The organism is Kitasatospora sp. NPDC087315 (assembly GCF_044744345.1).
GTDB lineage: Bacteria > Actinomycetota > Actinomycetes > Streptomycetales > Streptomycetaceae > Kitasatospora.
The window spans coordinates 1-19,439 of the sequence record NZ_JBIUYD010000023.1; the positions used below are offsets into that span (position 1 = coordinate 1).

At 71.3% G+C, this 19,439-nt stretch carries 18 protein-coding genes; 10 read left to right on the forward strand and 8 right to left on the reverse strand.

The window, feature by feature from the left end; translation table 11 throughout:
* Positions 1-351 precede the first annotated feature (351 nt).
* Complete coding sequence (locus ACIO5D_RS28870) at positions 352-795, reverse strand: hypothetical protein (RefSeq protein WP_363615056.1); 444 nt, start codon at positions 793-795, stop codon at positions 352-354.
* A 508-nt stretch (positions 796-1,303) separates the two neighbouring features.
* On the opposite strand from ACIO5D_RS28870, the gene ACIO5D_RS28875 reads away from it, so the two are divergent.
* Positions 1,304-1,969 carry a 4'-phosphopantetheinyl transferase superfamily protein gene (locus ACIO5D_RS28875; RefSeq protein ID WP_363615059.1) on the forward strand — a complete coding sequence of 222 codons (666 nt, stop codon included), beginning with the start codon at positions 1,304-1,306 and terminating at the stop codon, positions 1,967-1,969.
* A gap of 179 nt (positions 1,970-2,148) precedes the next feature.
* The gene (locus ACIO5D_RS28880; RefSeq protein WP_400798916.1) at positions 2,149-2,421 is read left to right on the forward strand and encodes a hypothetical protein; all 273 of its coding nucleotides are present in this window, start codon (positions 2,149-2,151) and stop codon (positions 2,419-2,421) included.
* Here the strand turns inward: ACIO5D_RS28880 and ACIO5D_RS28885 are convergent.
* The 4 genes from ACIO5D_RS28885 to ACIO5D_RS28900 all read right to left on the reverse strand — a co-directional run bounded on the left by ACIO5D_RS28885 (position 2,413) and on the right by ACIO5D_RS28900 (position 6,085).
* The gene (locus tag ACIO5D_RS28885; RefSeq protein ID WP_400798785.1) at positions 2,413-3,876 is read right to left on the reverse strand and encodes an MFS transporter; all 1,464 of its coding nucleotides are present in this window, start codon (positions 3,874-3,876) and stop codon (positions 2,413-2,415) included. The genes ACIO5D_RS28880 and ACIO5D_RS28885 overlap by 9 nt on opposite strands.
* Positions 3,876-4,337 carry an SRPBCC family protein gene (locus ACIO5D_RS28890; protein WP_400650364.1) on the reverse strand — a complete coding sequence of 154 codons (462 nt, stop codon included), beginning with the start codon at positions 4,335-4,337 and terminating at the stop codon, positions 3,876-3,878. Before ACIO5D_RS28890 ends, ACIO5D_RS28885 begins: the two co-directional genes overlap by 1 nt.
* Positions 4,334-4,687 carry a metalloregulator ArsR/SmtB family transcription factor gene (locus ACIO5D_RS28895; protein ID WP_366695747.1) on the reverse strand — a complete coding sequence of 118 codons (354 nt, stop codon included), beginning with the start codon at positions 4,685-4,687 and terminating at the stop codon, positions 4,334-4,336. The genes ACIO5D_RS28890 and ACIO5D_RS28895 overlap by 4 nt, the downstream gene beginning before the upstream one ends.
* A 606-nt stretch (positions 4,688-5,293) precedes the next feature.
* A complete protein-coding gene (locus ACIO5D_RS28900) occupies positions 5,294-6,085 on the reverse strand; it encodes an IclR family transcriptional regulator (RefSeq protein ID WP_363611069.1) in 792 nt (263 codons plus the stop codon).
* Between the two features lie 628 nt (positions 6,086-6,713).
* Between ACIO5D_RS28900 and ACIO5D_RS28905 the strand changes: the two genes are divergently transcribed.
* From ACIO5D_RS28905 to ACIO5D_RS28930, 6 genes are all read left to right on the forward strand, one after another.
* The gene (locus tag ACIO5D_RS28905; RefSeq protein WP_400798788.1) at positions 6,714-8,243 is read left to right on the forward strand and encodes an ABC transporter substrate-binding protein; all 1,530 of its coding nucleotides are present in this window, start codon (positions 6,714-6,716) and stop codon (positions 8,241-8,243) included.
* Positions 8,236-9,111: an ABC transporter ATP-binding protein gene (locus tag ACIO5D_RS28910; protein WP_400798791.1), complete on the forward strand. Its 876-nt coding sequence runs from the start codon at positions 8,236-8,238 to the stop codon at positions 9,109-9,111. The genes ACIO5D_RS28905 and ACIO5D_RS28910 overlap by 8 nt, the downstream gene beginning before the upstream one ends.
* A complete protein-coding gene (locus ACIO5D_RS28915) occupies positions 9,108-10,151 on the forward strand; it encodes an oligopeptide/dipeptide ABC transporter ATP-binding protein (RefSeq protein WP_400798793.1) in 1,044 nt (347 codons plus the stop codon). The genes ACIO5D_RS28910 and ACIO5D_RS28915 overlap by 4 nt, the downstream gene beginning before the upstream one ends.
* Positions 10,148-11,095, forward strand: coding sequence for an ABC transporter permease (locus ACIO5D_RS28920; RefSeq protein ID WP_400798796.1), 948 nt, complete (start codon positions 10,148-10,150; stop codon positions 11,093-11,095). Before ACIO5D_RS28915 ends, ACIO5D_RS28920 begins: the two co-directional genes overlap by 4 nt.
* A 15-nt stretch (positions 11,096-11,110) precedes the next feature.
* Positions 11,111-12,022, forward strand: a complete 912-nt coding sequence (locus ACIO5D_RS28925) for an ABC transporter permease (protein WP_363611080.1) — start codon at positions 11,111-11,113, stop codon at positions 12,020-12,022.
* An 81-nt stretch (positions 12,023-12,103) separates the two neighbouring features.
* Positions 12,104-13,459 carry a serine hydrolase domain-containing protein gene (locus ACIO5D_RS28930; protein ID WP_363611082.1) on the forward strand — a complete coding sequence of 452 codons (1,356 nt, stop codon included), beginning with the start codon at positions 12,104-12,106 and terminating at the stop codon, positions 13,457-13,459.
* A gap of 274 nt (positions 13,460-13,733) precedes the next feature.
* Here the strand turns inward: ACIO5D_RS28930 and ACIO5D_RS28935 are convergent, their stop codons facing one another.
* The 3 genes from ACIO5D_RS28935 to ACIO5D_RS28945 form a co-directional block, all read right to left on the reverse strand.
* Positions 13,734-14,660, reverse strand: coding sequence for a polysaccharide deacetylase family protein (locus ACIO5D_RS28935; RefSeq protein WP_400798799.1), 927 nt, complete (start codon positions 14,658-14,660; stop codon positions 13,734-13,736).
* Positions 14,661-14,995: 335 nt separating this feature from the next.
* Positions 14,996-16,429, reverse strand: coding sequence for a serine hydrolase domain-containing protein (locus tag ACIO5D_RS28940; RefSeq protein ID WP_400798801.1), 1,434 nt, complete (start codon positions 16,427-16,429; stop codon positions 14,996-14,998).
* A gap of 3 nt (positions 16,430-16,432) precedes the next feature.
* Positions 16,433-16,942 (reverse strand): GNAT family N-acetyltransferase, encoded by a 510-nt coding sequence (locus ACIO5D_RS28945; RefSeq protein ID WP_400798803.1) that lies wholly within the window; start codon positions 16,940-16,942, stop codon positions 16,433-16,435.
* A 239-nt stretch (positions 16,943-17,181) separates the two neighbouring features.
* Here ACIO5D_RS28945 and ACIO5D_RS28950 point away from each other — a divergent pair, with 239 nt between their 5' ends.
* Positions 17,182-18,789, forward strand: coding sequence for a CehA/McbA family metallohydrolase (locus tag ACIO5D_RS28950; protein WP_400798806.1), 1,608 nt, complete (start codon positions 17,182-17,184; stop codon positions 18,787-18,789).
* A gap of 134 nt (positions 18,790-18,923) precedes the next feature.
* Positions 18,924-19,424, forward strand: coding sequence for a hypothetical protein (locus tag ACIO5D_RS28955; protein ID WP_400798809.1), 501 nt, complete (start codon positions 18,924-18,926; stop codon positions 19,422-19,424).
* Positions 19,425-19,439 lie beyond the last annotated feature (15 nt).

Sequence of the window (19,439 nt, forward strand, 5' to 3'; positions counted from 1 at the left end):
CGCGCCCAACACCGCAACTGGCCACCACCCCAACCAGCCACCGTCACGATCACCAAGCGAGACACGAATTAAGTCACCGGCATTGGGCCTAGGCCGGATTCGGCCGACCGCCGCAGGCTGCCGGTGCCGGATCCCCCGCCCGCACCCCTGGCAGGCATCCGGCACCGGCAGGGCGGGCGGCGGTGGCGACCTGATCGCGCTCATCCAGGACGAGTTGGGCCTGCCGGTCACCGAGGCCGACGCGGCGCTCCTCGCTCAGGACCGGCCAGACACACTCCCCTACGGCGTGCGCGGCCGGGACGTCGCCCGACCCGGGCGGATGCTGTTGGCGAAATGCGTGCTGCCGGGGAATCAGCAGGTGACCGGCACCGTTACGGTGGCGGTCGCCGGCGGCCAGCCCTGCCTCACGGTCTGGAGGGTGGCCGTCACGCTGGAGCCGCACGGGACGGTGCTCGCGACGTAGCCGACCGCGAGCCCGCCACGGGGCACGATGCCGGTGAGGTTCTCGGTTTCGAGAGGGACGCCGCCGGTGATGCCGAGGTTCAGGCTGTACGAGACGGACTGCGGGATCCAGTCGGAACGGGCAGGTGTCGAGTAGCCGGCGGCGGACACGAGGCCGCCGTCGACCGTGACGCAGACCTGGTTCCGGACGATGCCGACCGGGCCGTAGGCGCAGGTGGTCGCGGACGGAGTCGCGACCGTGCCCGTGGTCTGCGCGGTGGCCTGGGCGGCGCCCGCGACACCGAGCCCGGACAGTGCGGCACCGGCCGCGAGGACCGCGACGAAACGCTTCATCAGAGTTCTCTCCTTCGAAAACCGACAGCAAGAGGAGTCGGAAACGCATGTGATATGTCACGCTTCACATGTCGCATGCTTCCATGACACCCCGCCCATCACCCCTGACCGGACCCAAATGCCGGGATGAGTACCGGATTTGACCCCCCGGTGGCTCGAATCCGCGCCGTGTCATCGGCACCCCGGCCAGGCCCACGGCACGGCCGGCCGCCGCCCACCGGGATCACGGCATCGCGCTGCACGGCCCGTTGAAGTCCGTCACCTCCACGCAGGACCACGGCGAAGCCGCCCACGGACGGGACGCACGCCTGGTTCATGACACACCCCGGGCCCGCACCCGAACCTCCCACCTGGCAGCGCTTCGCCCCACCGGATCACATCCGGCGGGGCGGAGTCGAGGACCCACACGCCATGTCGCCGACAGCATCCCGGGCGGTCCGGGGCCCGCTGGGCTAGGCTCGTTCGGCGCGGCGCGGGGCCGCGTGGTGCGGACGAAGAGGGGGAGCCCGTGATCGGCGAACTGCTGCCTGTTCCGGTGGTGGTCGAAGTGGCGTACGACGACTCGCCGGAGGCCCGGCTGGAGCCCGCCGAGGAGGCGGTGATCGCCAGGGCGGTGGAGACCCGGCGCCGGGAGTTCGCCACGGTGCGCCACTGCGCCCGTACCGCGCTCGGCCGCCTCGGTGTGCCGTACCGGCCACTGGTGCCGGGCCTGCGCGGTGCACCGAGCTGGCCCGCCGGGGTGGTCGGCAGCCTGACGCACTGCGCCGGGTTCCGCGCCGCCGCCGTGGCTCTGGCCCGTGACGTGGTCTCGCTCGGCATCGACGCCGAGCCCGCACAGCCGCTGCCCGCGGACGTGCTGGAGGCCGTCGCACTGCCGGGCGAGCAGGACCGGATATCCAAGCTGCTCGCCGACCACCCCCAACTTCCCTGGGACCGGCTGCTGTTCAGCGCCAAGGAGTCCGTCTACAAGACGTGGTTCCCACTCACCGGGCTCTTCCTGGACTTCCACGAGGCCGACCTCACGTTCCACCCGGACGGCACCTTCCGGGCCGAACTGCTGGTGCCGGGGCCGGTCGTGGACGGGCGGCGGATCGACGCCTTCGACGGCCGCTGGGCGGTGCGCCACGGCCTGCTCGCCACCGCGATCACCCTCCTGCCCGCCGGGCGCCCGTAGCGAGTCGCCGGACGGCCGCCGACGAGGCGCCGCAACACTCCCGCAACGGCCATGGGGACCATCGGTACAGCCGTTGGCGCCAAGCAGTTGATCTTGGTCGCCTGGCGCAGTGATCCGGTCCGGTGCTCGGGTTCAGGGAAAGATCCTCGATCATGGGTGGGCCTGGCTACGGTCCGGGCATGGCGGTCGAATTCTTATCTGATGAGCAGGCTGAGGCGTACGGAAAGTTCGCTGAGGAGCCGACGAAGCCTGAGCTGGAGCGGTTCTTCTTCCTGGATGACGCGGTGTTGGACGCAGCGTGGAAGCAGATGGCCGAGCGGCTGGAGGAGGCCGGCGCCGACGCGAAGATCAGCGTCGAGGCCTTGTCGCCGGATTCGGGTCCGGCCTCCATGGAATGCGGAACAGGAATCACGCCGGGGGGGAGCCAGGGTGTGTCCCGTAGATCAAGGTGAGGTTGACGGTGCCCTGGTAGATACGTTCTCGCTTGCGTCTGCCGACACACTGCGGGACAGGCCGGATCGCTTGCTGAGGAGCGTCAACGCGGTGATCAAGGCGAGAGCGGCGAAGACGCCAGCTGCCCCGAACGCGGCATGCTGCCCGGTGGTGAGTGCGAGCGGTGTCGGGCCACCGATCGCGGACGTGCGGGCGGCGGCGACGCTGGTGCAGACGGCAGCGCCGACGGCGGTGCCGACGGCGAAGAAGGTGTCGGCGAGGCCGGCGGCCAGGCCTGAGTCCTTTTCGGTGACGCCGGTCAGCGCGGCGATCTGTGCGCATACCGTGACGGCGCCCATTCCCGCCCCGAACAAGAACAGGGCCGCCGGCAGAAGACTCATCGGGCCACCGGCCGGTATGCGGGTGAGCAGCAGGCAGCCACAACCGAGCAGGACGGTCCCGGCGGCAGCCACCCGCCCCAGGCTGAACCTGGGCACGATCCGTTGGCTCAGCAGTGCGCCTGCGGCCGCGGTGACGGTCATCATCGCGGCCGCCAGCCCGAACTGCGCCGCCGGCCAGCCGAGCACCTGCTGCACGAAAGAGGTGAGGGTGACGAGCATGCCGTCGACGGTCATGCCGGCGATGAGCAGGAGGAGGTTGCCGCCGATCAGCATGCGCGAGCGCAGCGACTGAAAGGAAACGAGCGGGGCCACCGATCGCTTCTCTACCAGGATGAACATCCAGACCAGCACGGCCACGGCGGCCAGTAGCCCGATGCTCTGTCCATTCGCCCACCCGGATGTCGGCACCCGGGTGATCACGTATACGAGCAGAACGAGTGCTGGGGCGATGGTCAGCGCACCAGGGATGTCGAAGGAACGGGAGCGTGCTCGGTCCCGGCTTTCGCGCAGCACGGCGGGGGCGAGCACCAGCACGAGGGTCCCGACCGGGACGTTGACCCAGAACACCCACTGCCAGCCGAAGATATCGGTGATGATGCCGCCCAGTAGTAGACCGGCGGTGGCGCCGAACCCGCCGAGGCCGCCCCAGATACCGAGCGCCTTGTTCCGCTCGATCCCTTCGGGGAAAGTGTTCATGACCATCGACAACGCGGCCGGAGCGATGATCGCGGCCGAGACGCCCTGCACCGCCCGGGCGGCCACCAGGGCCTGGATGGACGGAGCGAGCCCGCACGCCAGCGAGGCCACGACCCGCAGCACCATCCCGGCGATGAACACACGCCGACGGCCCAGCAGATCCGCAGCGCGGCCGCATAACAACAGCAGCCCGCTGAAGGCCAGCGCGTAGGCCGTCACGGTCCATTGGATGGCAGGACCGTGCAGGCGAAGGTGGCCTTCGATCGCGGGCAGAGCGGCGAGCAGGCTGGTGCCGTCCAGAATCGTCATGAAGAACGCCGTGCCCAGCAGCGCCAGCACCTGCCAACGGCGAGTCTGCGAAAGGTCGCTCGTGGTCATCACTGTTGCTCGATGCTTCGCAGCAGTTCGGCGGCGAGCGCGTCAAGCCACTTGCCGGTGCCCTGCTCCCGCCAGCTTGGTTCTTCGCGGCCGTCGAGGAAGGTGCTCTGCTCGGTGAGTAGCAGCCGGGTGCCACCACCCTCGGGGAGGAACTCCACCGTCGTCAGCGACACTGTCGCAAGGTCTTGCCCCTCGGACAGAGTGGAGGTGTAGACGATCCGCTCGTCCTGGACGATGTCGCGGTACCAGGACTCGAAAGTCAGCACCGGCCCACCGCCAGAGCGGCCGCGGTTGACCTCCCGCCCACCGACGCGGAAATCAAGCTCGTGCTCGGCGTCGAGGCCGGCGAACCAGCGGGCCTTTGCTTCGGGGACGGCCCACGCGGCGAACACCGTGGCCGGTGAGGCCGTGTAGAGGCGTTCGAGAGTGAACGTGGCATGCGTGACCACGTGATCGGTCATTGTGTGCTCCCTTGATCTGGGCTGTCGCAGTGTTCGGTCAGGTAGTCGCCGAGGCGATCGAGGCGGTGTTCCCAGGCAGTGCGCTGCGCAGCGATCCAGTCCTCGGCCATTCGCAGCACACCCGGCTCGATGTGGCAGGTGCGTACCCTTCCGGCTTTCTCAGACCGGACCAGTCCGCACGCCTCCAGTACCTGTAGGTGCTGCATCACCGCTGGCAGCGACATGGCCAGCGGCCGGGCCAGCTCACTGACCGAGGCAGGCCCGCGGATCAACCGCTCAACGATGTCCCGGCGAGTCGCGTCCGCCAGCGCTTGGAACACCCGGTCCAACGAACCAGCTTGGTTAAGCATGCGCCTAACTATTCGATGCCGGCAGCGAATAGTCAAGCATCTGGTTAACTTTTCTTCCGCCAGGGGTGCGCCGTTCCCTCGCACACGTCTCGTCCGGGAGTACGCGCCCGGGCCCCACTTCTCACACATGGTCACCTGTGAGAGTTCCGCGAGAGGCCCGGAAGCGGTCACGTTTCACCAGGTGGCCATTCGCAGAAGTCCTCTCGAAACCCGCACCCTGGAGGCGCCGCCCCTCCTGCCCGCCACCGGCACGTCGCGCTCCAACTCGCCCTCGGTGCCCAGGCGGTCGACGGCCCCCGTGCCTTCGCCGTGCACGCCCGCCGGGCCGATTCCGAGGGCTGGACCAGGCACCCCTCCGGCACCCTCGACACGACGACCGGCAGCACGCCCGCGCCCGATGCCGCCCGTCCGCCGTCCTGGCCCGTCCGGCCCCGGCCGCCGCCGCGCCCACCGAGCTCGATCTGGCGGACGACGACGAACTCTTCCGCCTCGTCGACGGCCGGCTCGGACCGGAGGAGTAAGCCCCACCCGCCCCGCACCCGGCCGGGCCACCGCGGCACCCACGCCGCGGCGGCCCGGCCGTTTTCGACGCAGCCCGGGTGATGGTCACGGAACGGCACCCAGGCGAGTGGAGATCTCGTTCGCGGCGGCGATCACCAGGGGCGCCAGCTCCGGCACCCGCTCACGCGGCAGGCGGTCCGCGGGCGCCGAGACGCTGACCGCGCTGGTACAGGCTCTGGAGTGGTCGAAGACGGGCGCCGCCACACACCGGATGCCTTCCTCGTGTTCGATGTCGTCGATCGCGTAGCCCCGCTGCCTGATCTCGCTCAGCGCGGCCCGCAGGTCCTCGGCCGTCGTGATCGTGCGAGGCGTGTGCCTGGGCATACCGCTCTCGATCACCAGGTCGACCGTCGCCGGGGCGGCGTGGGCCAGCATGGCCTTTCCGACGCTGGTGCAGTAGACGGGTGCGCTGTTTCCGATCCGGGAGAACATGCGGACCGAATGCGGGCTGTCCACCTTGTGGATGTACACGATGTTCGGAAAGTCGGCGACGACGAGGTGGACGGTCTCGCGGGTCTGTGCGGCGAGGTTCTGCATGACATCGTGCATGCTGCGCGGGAGGTCCAGGCCGGTCAGGTACACGTTGCCGAGCTGGGCGTTGCGCCGTCCCAGACGGTAGCGGCCCGAGGGAAGGTGCTCGACCAGACGGGCCTCCAGGAGCGGCTGGATGAGGCGGAACAGCGTGCTCTTGTTCAGGCCGAGCCGTTCGCAGAGCTCGGCGATCGAGTACCCGGTCCCGTCGGTCTCGTCTCCGAGCTGCAGCAGGATGGAGATCGCGCGGCGCAGCGAAGCCGAGTTGTTGCGAAGCCCCGGTGTGGGGCTCAGCTCCGAGCTCACTTTTGGTGCCCCTCTCTGCCTGGAGCGCGCTGGGCGCCCGTGTCAATGAATTGTCATTTCCGAGCACGAAATCGCTTTGAGCGAGCATGCGGATCCCGCCGGCCGTGCGGCTGTTGCGCAGGTCGGCACGGGCCACGCCCTATTCCGTCGGGCGGCTGGCTATCAGGGTGCTGTTCAACCCTCCTTTTGTCCAGACCGGTTCGGCCGCAATCGAATGTGTGCGGGTTTTCCGCCCGGGGCACCCGGCCGGCGCTTTCCCCTGCACCGGCCGTCCGCCGACCGCCGATGTAGCAGGTGGAACCGGCCGCGGGGGCGGACAGGTACACCCGCCCGTCGCTGACAGGTTCCGCTCATGAATTTCAGTGAGGGGGGGCTCGTGGGTACGGGCGACCGGTCGGCCGCGGCCGGTGTGGCCAGCGCCTTTCTTCCGCGTGCTCGGGTCTTGACAGCACTATGGCGCGTCGGTAAACATTCTGCAATGCATTGCGCTGAATTGCATTGCAAACATCCCAAAAAGTTGCAATGCAAACCTCGCGGGAAGTTGCATTGCAAATCCTTTCCCCCTTGCGGCCTGCCGGCTCCCTGAAGTCAGAGCAGGGAACGCCGGCCCACCCTCGAAGAGGTCCGAATGAAGAAGCAGAACGGCTTTTCCTTGCGGTCCGCCGCGGGCGCCGCGGCCTGTGCGATGGTCGCCGTCGCGGTGGGGTGCTCACCGCCCGGCAGCAGCACGTCCGCGACGGGCATCACCGTCGCCGAGACCTCGGCGCCCTCGACCCTCGACCCTCAGGGTTCGGCGCTCTACGCCGACCGGTTCGCCTGGCAGCTCTCCTACCAGTGCCTGATGACCACCACTCCCGGAGGGAAGATCGAGCCGGAACTCGCCACCGGCTACCAGCGCTCCGACGACGGGCTCACCTACACCTTCGACCTCAGACCGGGCGTCAGGTTCCAGAACGGTGAGACGCTGACGGCCGAGGACGTCGCCTTCACCTTCGACCGGTTGAAGAGCAGTCCGGACGGGATATCCGAGGAGCTGTTCCCCACCTTCGAGAAGGCCGAGGCGACCAGCGCCTCGACCGTCGTGTTCCACCTCAAGCGCCCCGACGCCGGCTTCCTCAACAACATGGCGAACCCGCTGGTCTGGGGCTGCGCGGTGATGAGCAAGAAGGCCGCCGCCTCCGAGAACCTGGCCACCCGCATGGTCGGCACGGGCCCGTGGGTGCAGGAGTCGTACCGCCCCAACAGCGAGTTGAAGCTCAAGCGGTTCGACGACTACTGGGGCCAGAAGACCAAGTCGGAGCGGCTCAGCGTCCTCTACGTGCCCGGCTCCGCTACGCAGGTCAGCGATCTGCAGGCCGGTGCGGTCGACCTGATCTTCACCGGCACGTCGAGCGCCAGGACGCTGTCCGGCTCCGACGGGCTCGAGGTCGGGACCGTCCCCACCGACTCCACGATCTTCCTTCAGATCAACAACCTCACCGCACCGTTCGACAACCTGAAGGTCCGCCAGGCCCTCGCCCTGGCGCTCGACCGCGACAGCCTCGCGGAGCACGCCTACAGCGGTGGCGGCGCCCGTGCCAGCCTCTACATCCCCGACGGCGAGTCCTGGGCGCCCAAGCCGGCCGAGGTGCCGTTCTCGACCCAGGACACCGCCAAGGCCAAGGCGCTCCTCGCGGAGGCCGGCTACCCCGACGGCTTCTCCACCTCGTTGATGTACATCAGCGGGTACGACCCCGGGACGAACGACCTGGCCGCGGCCCTCCAGGACCAGCTCGCCAAGGTCGGCATCAAGGTCAAGCTCGACCCGCTCGAACGCGGCGCCTGGGTCGACAGGCTCACCAAGGCGCAGTACCCGCTCAGTTGGAACGCGCAGTCGTACTACTCGAACCCCTACCAGTACGTGCAGCCGGCCGAGGGCCGTCAGGGGGCCGTCCCGGCCGAGTTGCAGAAGCTGCTCGACGACGCGCTGCGCGCCGGTGACCAGGCGGCCTACCAGGCGGCGCTGATCGCCGTCGAGAAGTGGGAGGCCGAGAACGTGTACCCCACCGTCACCCTGCTCGCGACGAACACCGTCGTCGCGTACCGCAAGGGACTGACCGGGGTGGAGCTGCCGCCGAGCCAGAGCCGCACGTTCCTGGCCCAGGTGAGCCGTGGCTAGCGCCCCGGAGACGGACCGCGCCCCGGCCGGCGCGGTCCGGGCACCGCGCGATCCGGAGCCGCTGCTCACCGTCGACGGGCTCACCGTGCGCTACGGGTCCGCGGAGCGGCCCGCCGTGGAGGACGTCTCCTTCAGCATCGCGCGCGGTGACCGGGTCGGGCTGGTCGGGGAGTCCGGGTCGGGCAAGTCGACACTGGCGGCGGCCGTACTGCGGCTGCTTCCGCCCTCGGCCTCGGTCAGTGGTCACATCGGTCTGGCCGGCCGGGACCTGACGACCCTGGGGCCGTCGGAGCTGAGGGCCCTGCGCAGCACCCGGATGGCCCGCGTTCCGCAGGACCCGCTCGGGAACCTCAACCCCGTTCTCACGATCGGGCGCCAGCTCTCGGACGTACTCTCCGCGCACCGGCCGCTCGACCGCCGCGAGCGCACGGCGACCGTCGAGGAGGCGCTGCGCCGGGTCGGCATCGGCGACGCCGCGGTCAAACGGCGCAGTTACCCGCACGAGCTGTCGGGAGGGATGCGGCAGCGCGTCATGATCGCCATGGCGCTGCTGAACCACCCCGATCTGCTGATCGCCGACGAGCCCACCACGGCGCTGGACGTCACCGTCCAGTCACAGGTCGTCGAGCTGTTGCGCGAACGGGTCGCCGACGCGGGGATGACGCTGCTGCTGATCTCGCACGACGTGGGCGTGGTCTCCGAGCTCTGCACGACCGTGCTGGTGATGTACCGCGGGCGGATCGTCGAGAACGGGGCGGCATCCGACGTCCTGACCCGCCCCACGCACCCCTACACCCGGTCGCTGCTCGCCGCAGCCCACGGCCGGCTCCTCGACGACGTGGACGGCCGCAAGGAGGAGGTGGCATGACCGGCGAGCAGACGCCGTCCGGGATCTCCGAGGAGCGCCGGCCCCTGGTGCTCGACGTCCGGGACTCGGTCAAGCACTTCCGCATGAGACGGACGAGCCTGACGGGCAAGCGGCCGCAGGTGCACGCCGTGGACGGCATCAGCGTCCGGCTCCGCGCGGGCCGTACCCTCGGCCTGGTCGGGGAGTCGGGATGCGGCAAGTCGACGCTGGGCCGGCTGATCACCGGGCTCGATGCCCCGACGTCCGGCTCGGTGCTGGTCGGCGCGGACCAGCACGACGTCACGGCGGGTGCGGGCGGGAAGGTGCAGGCCGTCTTCCAGGACCCGGCGAGCGCCCTGGACCCCCGTATGACGGTGCGCGCCGCCATCGCCGAGGCGCTGGGCGGCGTTGCGAGGCCCGAGCGGGAGAGGCGCGTCGACGAAGCCCTCGCGGCCGTCGGTCTGCCGCCCGAGCTCGGAGCCCGCTATCCGCACCAGCTGTCGGGCGGTCAGCAGCAGCGCGTCTGCATCGCCCGTGCCCTGGTCGCCGGGCCGGACCTCATCCTGCTCGACGAGGCGGTGAGCTCGCTGGACGCCTCGCTCCAGGCCCAGGTGCTGGACCTGCTGGAACGGCTGCAGCACGAGACCGGGACCGCGTACGTGTTCATCTCGCACGACCTGCGGGCGGTACGCCGGATCAGCCACGCGATGGCGGTCATGTACCTGGGACAGATCGTCGAGGAGGCACCGGCCGAGGCCTTCGACCGGGGGCTGCTGCACCCGTACGCGGTCGCGCTCCGTTCCACCGAGCCCGGCATCTTCCAGGGCGGGTCGCGCATCGAACGGGTCGTGCTGCGCGGGGAGCCGCCGAGCGCGGTCGACCCGCCGGCCGGCTGCCGGTTCGCGCCCCGCTGCCCGATCGCCGACGACCACTGCCGCCGCGTCGCGCCCGAACTCGTGGACGTGACAACAGATCACCGCGTGCGCTGCCACAAGCCGGGCGGGCTCACGCTGACAACGGCCGCCACCACGACCGTCGCGGACCTGGGAGGAGAGTCTTGATCCTCTACCTGGCCAAGAAGCTGACCAGTGCCGTCGGCGTCCTGCTGGCCCTCTCCGCGCTGGTGTTCTTCGCCGGTCGCGGGCTGGTACCGGGCAACGCCGCGGCGGTGATCGCCGGCGCCAAGGCCTCACCCGAGACGCTTGCCGCCATCGAGCACAAGCTGGGACTGGACCAGCCGCTCTACCGCCAGTACCTCGACTGGCTGACGGGCGCCCTGCACGGCGACTTCGGGGTGTCGCCCCTCTCCGGGCAGGACAACCTCCAGGTGATCGCCCAACAGGCGCCGGTCTCCTTCGAACTGGCGCTCATGGGGCTGCTCATCGCGGTGGCGATCGGACTTCCGGTCGGCGTGATCGCGGCGACCCGCTCCGGCAAGGGCCTCGACTGGGGTATCCGCATTCCGCTGCTCGTGGTCTTCGCCTTCCCCGGGTTCGTGTCGGGCTCGGTCGCGCTGTACCTGTCGGCGCACTTCCTGACCAACCTGTACTCGGCGAGCTACATCCCGTTCTCCGACAACGGCATCGGCAACCTCCAGACCATGCTGATGCCGGCGCTGGCGGTCGGGATTCCCACCGCACCGCTCGTGGCCCAGATGACCCGGTCGTCGATGATCGAGATCCTCGCCCAGCCCCACATCACCACGGCGCGGACGAACGGCATCGCGGAGTGGCGGATCAGGTACGTCTACGCCCTGCGCACCGCGCTGCCGCCGGTGCTGACCCTGATCGGGTTCATCTTCGGCTTCCTCGTCGGCGGCCTGTTCATCGTCGAGGAGATCTTCAGCCTGCCCGGACTCGGGCGCGGCGTACTCGCCTCGATCTCGAACCGGGACTTCTCCCAGCTCACCGGCCAGGCTCTCGTCATCGCCGCCGCGTTCATCCTCGGCAACCTGCTCGTAGACATCGCGCTGCCGTTCGTCGACCGGCGCATCATCAACCGATAGGACACGGGAGCCAGCGTGACCAACACCGTCGCCCGCCCATCCCCTCCGACCTCCCCGCCTCCTCCCGCCCCGCTGTCCCCCGGGCCGAAGCGCGCCCGCCGCCGGCCGGTGCGCGGGCTCGTCGCCAACACCGCCGTCCTCCTCATCGTCGGGTACGTCCTGCTGGCGGTGTTCGGCTCCTTCCTGGCGCCGTACGGCCCGAACGAGGTCGGCGCCGGCCCGCGGCTGTCCGCCCCCTCGGCCGAACACTGGCTGGGGACGGACGCGCTCGGACGTGACCAGCTCTCCCGCGTGATCGCCGCCACCCGGCCGGCCCTGCTGTCGGCGACGTACGCGGTGCTGTTCGCCCTGGTGATCGGAACGTCGATCGGCATCGCGGCCGGGTTCCTGGGCCGGCTGTGGGACGGAATCCTCTCCCGGCTCGTCGACCTGCTGTTCGCCGTCCCCGAGTACCTGCTGGCGATCCTCGTGATCGCGGTGATGGGCAGCGGCCTGCTCAACGCCTCGCTGGCCATCGGCATCGTGAGCATTCCGCGGTTCGCGCGCATCGCCCGGGGCTCCACGCTGGAGATCGCGCGGCGCAGCTTCGTCGACGCGGCGCGGCTCTGCGGGCGGGGCAGGTCGTGGATCATGTTCCGGCACATCCTGCCCAACATCGCCTCGCCGCTCGTGATCATGACGGCGATCAACCTGTCGACCGCCGAGGGGGCGTACGCCGCGCTGAGCTTCCTCGGGTTCGGTGTCCGCCCGCCCGACGCGGACTACGGCAGCATGATCTCCTCGTCCCAGCAGTACCTGCTCACCGATCCCTGGGTGGTCGCGTTCCCCGCGATCGCGTTCGTCCTGCTGGTCCTCGCGTTCAACCTGCTCGGCGACATCCTGCGTGACCGGCTGGACCCGCACACCCGCACCGCGGCCGGCGCCTGACCTCGGCTCGCCTCCGCTGTCCCGTCCCCTCCCTTCCCTCCCTTCCCTCGCCTCCCCTCGCCTCGCAGGAGGAACATCACCGTGTCCGACCTCACCGGCCTGCTCGACAGCCAGGTCCCCGAAATCCTCGCGCGCCACGGCGTTCCGGGCGTCGCCGTGGGCGTCCTGGCCGACGGCGGGACGACACTGCTCGGCTACGGTGTCACCAACGTGGCCCACAGCCTCCCGGTCGACCCCGACACGATCTTCCAGGTCGGCTCGATCTCCAAGACGCTGCTCGGGTTCGTCGTCGGCCGTCTGGTCGACCGGGGCCGCGTGGAACTGGACGCTCCCGTGGCTCCGCTCTTCCCGGCCGGAACCGGCATCGACGAGCGCATCACCCTGCGGCACGTGATCACGCACACCTCGGGCATCGACGCCCAGAACATGATCGCCGACGCCCCGCGGCTGCTCGCCGACCACGCGGACGACTCCATCCAGGCGTCGCTGGCCCATTTCGTCCGCCGTCCTCTGCTCTTCCCCCCGGGCACGGACTACTCCTACAGCGGCCCGGGCATCATGCTGGCCGCGGCGGTGGTGGAGCGCGTCACCGGCCGGCACTACGCGGACGTCCTCCAGGACGAGGTTCTCGACCCGGCCGGCATGGCGGGGACCTTCACGACCGCCGACCAGGTCGTGACCCGGCGGGTCGCCGCGCCGCACGGCCGCGACCCCGAGGGCCGGGCGACGCTGCTCACCGACCAGGGGTGGCAGCGGCACTGGCAGCTCCCGGGCTGGGACGTGCCGGGCGGCGGCGTGCTCAGCTCGGTGCGCGACCTCATCCGCTACGCGGCGTACGTCACCTCGCCGGAGGCACCCGGCGGCCTCTTCCGTCCGCAGGGGCACCGGGGCAGCCCGGGGCGCGATGTCGGGCTCGCCTGGATGCTGGAAGAGCGTGCGGGCAGCCCGGTGATGGCACACGACGGGCTGACCATCGGTTACGCGGCGCGCCTGGTGCTCATGCCGTCGCGGGGCCTCTGCTACACCGTCCTGACCAACTCGATCGAGGGAGCCACCGTGGCCGAGGAGATCGAGCGGCTGATCCTCACCGCGGTGCTCGGCGAGCAGCCCTCGCGCGAGTTGCGTCCGATCGGTGACGAACTGGCCGATGCCCTGCTGGGCACCTATGACTGCGGGTTCTACGGCACCGTCACGCTGGTCCGGGGCGCGGCCGAGGGCGAGATGGGCGTCATCGCGGACCAGGCCCCGGTGGATCCGGACCAGTACCTTGTCGAGCTCGCCTCCCCGGGCCGGCTCGTCCTGGCCCCGCCGGACACCCTCGTCGCCCTGGCCGAGGACGGCAGCCCGCTGGGTGACGCGCTCTCCTTCGTCCGGGAGCCCGACGGCACCGTGTCGGCGCTGAGGTACCACGAGCGGATCGCCCACCGGGTGTCCTGACGGTCCGTCCGGTCGGTCCGGTCCCGCCGGTCGGCCCGCTCCGACTCGCACCGGCTCGGGGCGGCCGCACCGCGGGGGCAGGGCGTGGCAGGGGTGCCCAGCGCAGGCCGGGCCGGTCCGTCGGAAAGCGCCGCGCCTGCCCACCGGACGGGCTGCCGATTCACCGCACCCGGTGGCGGACGGTCACCCCGGCCCGGCCCGGCACCGCCCCCGGCTCCGGGGCGCCTTCCACGGGTCTCGCCGGGAGTGACCGCCCGGACGGCCCGCTCGGGCGTCAGCCGAGGGCTTCGGAGAGCCGGACGAAGCGCCGGCCCGAGGCCAGCAGCGCCGGGACGGCGGCGGCGATGCCGGGGGCGGTGCCGCCGCCCGGGTGGTTCATATGGGCGATCACGATGGCACCGGGCGGAGCGGTTGTGACCTCCCGACGGACCTCGCTCGCGCCGAGGGTCGCGCCGCCGTCGCCGTTGACGGTGAAGCCCGCGACGCGTTCGCCCAGGTCGGCGACGATGCGGGTGGCGATGTCGTCGTAGTGGGCGGTGCCGGACCGGAAGAAGCCCGGCGGGTGACCGAGCAGCCCGGTCAACTTCTCGGCGTTGTCCGCCACCTCGTCGTAGACCTCGCCCACGTCGCGGGTGCCCGCGATCCCGTACGCGGAGCGGCCGCGGACCGACAGCGGGCGGTGGACGGAGCCGTGGTTGCCGATCTCGAACAGCGGGTCGGCGGCCAGCCGGTCGAACTCCGCCGGGTTGGCGTCGATCCAGCGGGCGTTGAGGAAGAGCGTCGCGGGGACGTCGTGGGCCCGCAGGAAGTCGATCAGGTCGGCGTCGTAACCGTTCCCGCCGGGGCCGCCGCAGGCGTCGAAGGTGAGGGCCGTCGTGCGCTCGCCGCCCGGCAGCCCGGTGATCACCCTGGACACCTCCAGCCCCCACTCCTCCGGCGCCACGCCGCCGTACCGGGCCACCACCTCGGCCCGGCCCGGCCTCGGCCCGGCGGCGGTGGGCGCCGGGGTCTCCGCGGGCGCCGGCGAGGCGGCGGATATCGCGGGGGGTGTCGTAGCGGGGGCGGGTGCCGTCGTGGCGGACGCCGGGCCGGGCGGCACGGCCGTCGCCGCTCCCCGGTCGCCGTTCTCCCGGGCCTTCTGGCACCCCGCCAGCACACTCCCGGCCGCCACCACCAGTAGCGCCCGCCGACTCAGCGACACACCCGCCTCCATGAATATCGGACCATACGACCACCGATATCCATGAACCGACCGATCGTCGCCCGCCGCAACCCCGCCCGGGCGGCCTCCGTGATCGCACCGTCCCCCGGCCGCCTGCGCGTGGTTGTTCCCGTCCGTACCGGGAGCGCCGCCCTCCGCCGGCCCCCCCTCACCGGCACTTCCCGTCCCTCCGAGACCGGCGGGAGGGGTCCGGCGCCGTACTGGTCACCGCCCTCGCCGCATAGCACCGGCACGCGCAAAGGCTCCGCCACCCCTCCACAGCCGACCGGCCGCGCCCGCACCGCCTGGCCGCAGCCGGGCCCGACCGGAAAGTCTCATTCGGTCGCGGCCTTCGCGACCAGTTCACCGATCTGATTGACCGCGGCGGAAGGGCCGGGGAAGAACCGGTTCTTGGTCAGCGCGAAGGAAATGCCGGTCGCGGTGTCGGCATACGCCGCGCTGCCTCCCATGCCGGGCATGCCGAAAGCGCTCAGCGTCTCCTGCGGGTCGGCCCCGGGCCGGCCGAGGTTGTAGCCCAGCGCGCGCGGCACCGGGAAACCGACCATCTGGTCGACATCGGCCGTGGCCAGGGCCGTGACCGCACGCAGCCGCCCGTCCGAGACCAGCCGGACACCGTCCACCTCACCGAGCAGCGCGGCGTACATCCTGGCCGCCGCGCGGGCGGACATCGTGCCACCCGAGGGAATGTCCGAGGTGAGCACCACGGGGTTGTTGCCGTACTCGGCGCTGGGGGTCACGGCGGGCGGCGTGGCCTTGAGCAGCGGCATGTCGGCGGGCACCGCTGCCATCATCGCGGCGGTACCGGGCGCCTCGTCGAGTCGGGCGAGCCGGCCGAGCCCGGACTCCGGGACGCCGAAGAACAGCTCGTCGGAGATGCCCAGCGGAGCCGCCACCTCCTGCCCGAGTACCTGCGAGATCGGCTTGCCGGTGGCCCGGCGCACGATTTCGCCCATCACGAAACCCCAGGTCATCGCGTGGTAGCCGGTCTTGGTCCCGGGCTCCCACCAGGGCTCGGAACCGGCGATCAGGGCACACATCCTGTCCCAATCGGCCAGGTCCTGCACCGTGAGGTCGGACGGCACTGCCGGGACGCCGATGGAGTGGGTCAGCGCGTGGCGGATGGTCGCCCTGTTCTTGCCGTGGGCACCGAACTCGGGCCAGAGCTCCACGATCGGCGTGTCATAGTCGAGGGCGCCGCGGTCCGCGAGGACGTGCACCACCGTCGCAGTCACTCCCTTGCCGGTGGAGGCGCTGTAGAACGGGGTGTCCGGGGTGACCGAACGGCCGCTGTCCGGATCGGCGACACCCGCCACCGCGTCCACCACCAGCTCACCGTGCCGGTACACCGCGACCTGGATACCCAGCTCGGCGCCCGACTCCACCAGTTGGTCAATGGCCTGTTGCACAAGCTTCTGCATGATGGTCCCTCTCGATCCCTGACTGCGGCGCTTGTGGGCACCGTTCACCCGAGAGTCGGTACCAACGGTGAGATCTCGACATCTGCACAGCACTACTCGGCGCCGCCCGGCCACCAGGCCGGCCCGGGATTCGAGGTAGCGGTGCTCGGCGATGCCCTCCGGGCGGAGCAGGAGGTCGGCGAGCCCGACTTCCTGCTCCACGACCTTCATCCACCTCCGGACGATCACCACGTACCCGTATCCGGGTGAGGCGTAGACGTCCTGGTGAACCTGGACGAACGAGACCCTCTTGTCGTGGTTGTCCCCGGCCCGGATGCGCTCCAGGGGCATTGATCAAGCGTCGGCGCGGCCCCGGGTGAGCAGGCAGGTCGTACTGCCGTCGTCCTCCTTGATGTCACGGACGTGCCGGAAGCCGATCTTGCCCAGCAGTGTCAGCGAGGCGAGGTTCGACTCGGCAACCGTCGCGTGCACCTCGGCCAGTCCCAGGGTGGTGAAGCCGTAGTCGACGATCGCGTCCGCCAGTTCGGTGCCCAGACCGCAGCCCCACGCCTCCGCGGCCAGCGCATAGATGATCTCGAAGCCCTCGACTTCCGCGGCGGGCTTGATCTCGGCGTGACCCACGAAACGACCGTTGTGCCGGACGGCCCAGACGTCGAACCGGTTCAAGGCGTACACCTTCGTGAAGATGCGACCGAACAGGGCCCGGTCCTCGGCCTCGGACTGCGTACCGTCGCCCATCCACCGGGACACCCTCGTGTCCTGGAACAGCGTCACGAAGTCTTCTTCGTCCGCGGGGATGTACGGCCCGAGCAGCAGGCGCTCGGTACGCGGAGTCGGGGTCATGCCGGGCGACGGTAATCGCACCCCATTCGCCCGGCAACCGCTTTTCTGCAGTTCAGAGCACCACCGGCCGGGACGCTCCACCAGCAGGAACTACGGACCGGCCCCGGGGCTCCTTCACCGGCCCGACCGGCGCAGGCCGGGCGTGGCTCACCCGGGGTTCACCGGGCCGGGTAGGAGGCGGGCGTACCGGCCGGGAGCCCGCCCGCCGCCGGTGTCCGCCCGAGCCCGGAGGCCCTCCGATGTCCGACCGCGACCACGACTCCAGCACCGGCCGGCCCGCCCTCGACCGCCGGCGCCTGCTCCGGAGCGGCCTGGCCACCGGCGCCGTCACCGCCCTCGGGACGGCCGCCGCCACCTCCGCCGAGGCCGCCGGCTCCCCCGCCCCCGACCGCGTCCTCACCCTCACCGGCCATCTGCCCACCGGCGCACCCGACTTCGTCCACCTCCCCTTCGACGTCCCCTCCGGCGTACGGGAGATCGCCGTCTCCTACGGCTACGACAAGCCCTCCGTCCCCGCCGGCACCCCCGGCAACTCCTGCGACATCGGCCTCTTCGACGAACGCGGCACCGACCTCGGCGGGAACGGCTTCCGCGGCTGGTCGGGCGGCTTCCGGACGGAGTTCACGATCGCCCGGGACCGGGCGACGCCCGGCTATCTGCCGGGGCCGATCCGCCCCGGCACCTGGCACGTCGTCCTCGGCCCGTACCAGGTGGCGCCGCAGGGGCTCGACTACCGCGTCCAGGTGACCCTCCGATTCGGCGCTCCCGGGCCGGAGTTCACCCCGTCCTACCCGCCGGAGCGGGCCCGGGGCCGGGGGCGTTCCTGGTACCGGGGCGACTGCCACCTCCACACCGTGCACTCCGACGGCCGCCGGCTGCCCGCCGAGGTGGCGGCGGAGGCACGGGCGGCCGGGCTGGACTTCATCGTCTCGACCGACCACAACACCACGTCCTCGCACGGGATCTGGGGGCCGCTGGCCGGTCCCGACCTGCTGATCGTGCTGGGCGAGGAGGTGACCACCCGCAACGGCCACTGGCTGGCGCTGGGCCTCCGGCCGGGCCGGTTCGTCGACTGGCGGTACCGCTCGCGCGACGAGGCGTTCCCCCGCTTCGCCCGCCAGGTCCGCCGCCAGGGCGGCCTGGTGGTGCCCGCCCACCCGTTCTGCCCGTATGTCGCCTGCCAGTGGAAGTTCGGCTATCAGGACGCCGACGCGGTGGAGGTCTGGAACGGCCCCTGGACGTACGACGACGAGTCGGCGGTGGACGGCTGGGACGCCCGGCTCGCCGTCGCGCTGCGGGAGGGGCGCTCCTGGCTGCCGGCCGTCGGCAACAGCGACGCGCACAGCGCCCCGCAGGTGATCGGCTCGCCGCACACCGTGGTCCGGGCCGACGACCTCACCCGGGACGCGGTTCTGGACGGGCTGCGGGCCGGGCGCAGCTGGCTGGCCGAATCGGCCGCCGTCCAGCTGGAGTTCACCGCCACCGGGCACGGCCGCCAGGCGGGGATCGGCGAGCGGCTGACCGTCCCGCCGGACGCGCCCGTGGACGTGCGGCTGGCGGTGTCGGGGGTGCCGGGCGGGACGGTCCGGCTGCTGACCGACGAGGGCCAGCTGCACCAGGAGTCACTGCCCGCCGACGGTTCGGGCACGGTGGTCTGGCGGACGACGGCCTCGCTCGCCGCGTACGTCCGGGCCGAGGTCAGGCACCCGAGGGCGGACGGGACACCCGGCAAGGGCAACGCGATGGGCCCGGACCTCCCCTGGGGTCCGATGGCGGCGCTCACCAACCCGATCGTGCTGGGGTCCGAGGAGCGGTTGGAGAGGACTCGGGGTACCGCCGTGGACTAGGTTGATCCCGAAAGCATTCAATCGTAGGAACGAGGCGGCCGACGGTCCGCACCGGGTCCGACCGACCCGCGCGTTCCGGCCACCCGGCCTCCGCGCACCCGTTCCGCCCCCGGCCCGCGAAGGGATCAGCAGCTGTGAACCGTACGACCGTAGGTGGGCCGGAGATCGGCGGCGGCCGGGGCGCCGGCGGCGTCGTCGTCCTCTCCGACCCGGCCGGGGCCGAGGCCGGGAACAGCGCGGTCGCACCCCTGCTGGCGGACGCGCTGCACCCGAGCGTGCATCTGCGCGCCGAGGACTTCCGGCGGGCGGTCCGTCAGGGCTTCGTCCCACCGCACCTGCCGGAGGCCCGGCGCCAGAACGAGACCGTGCTGGCCGCCACCGCCCAGGCCGCCTTCGCGTACGCCACGGCCGGCTACCAGGTGGTGGTCGAGTGCGCGGTCGAGCCGGCCGCCCTCGGCGCCTTCCGCCGGGAGAGCCGTGCCACCGGCGCGGCGCTGCACTACGTCGCGCTCCGCCCGGCCGGCACCGGACCGCTGGACCGGCACGCCGTGGACACCACCGCGATGGACGAGGAGACGGCCACCAAGTCCGTCCTCGACGGGCTGCCCGGGGGCGCGTACCTCCTCGGCTGGTGAGCCCGGCAGGCGGCC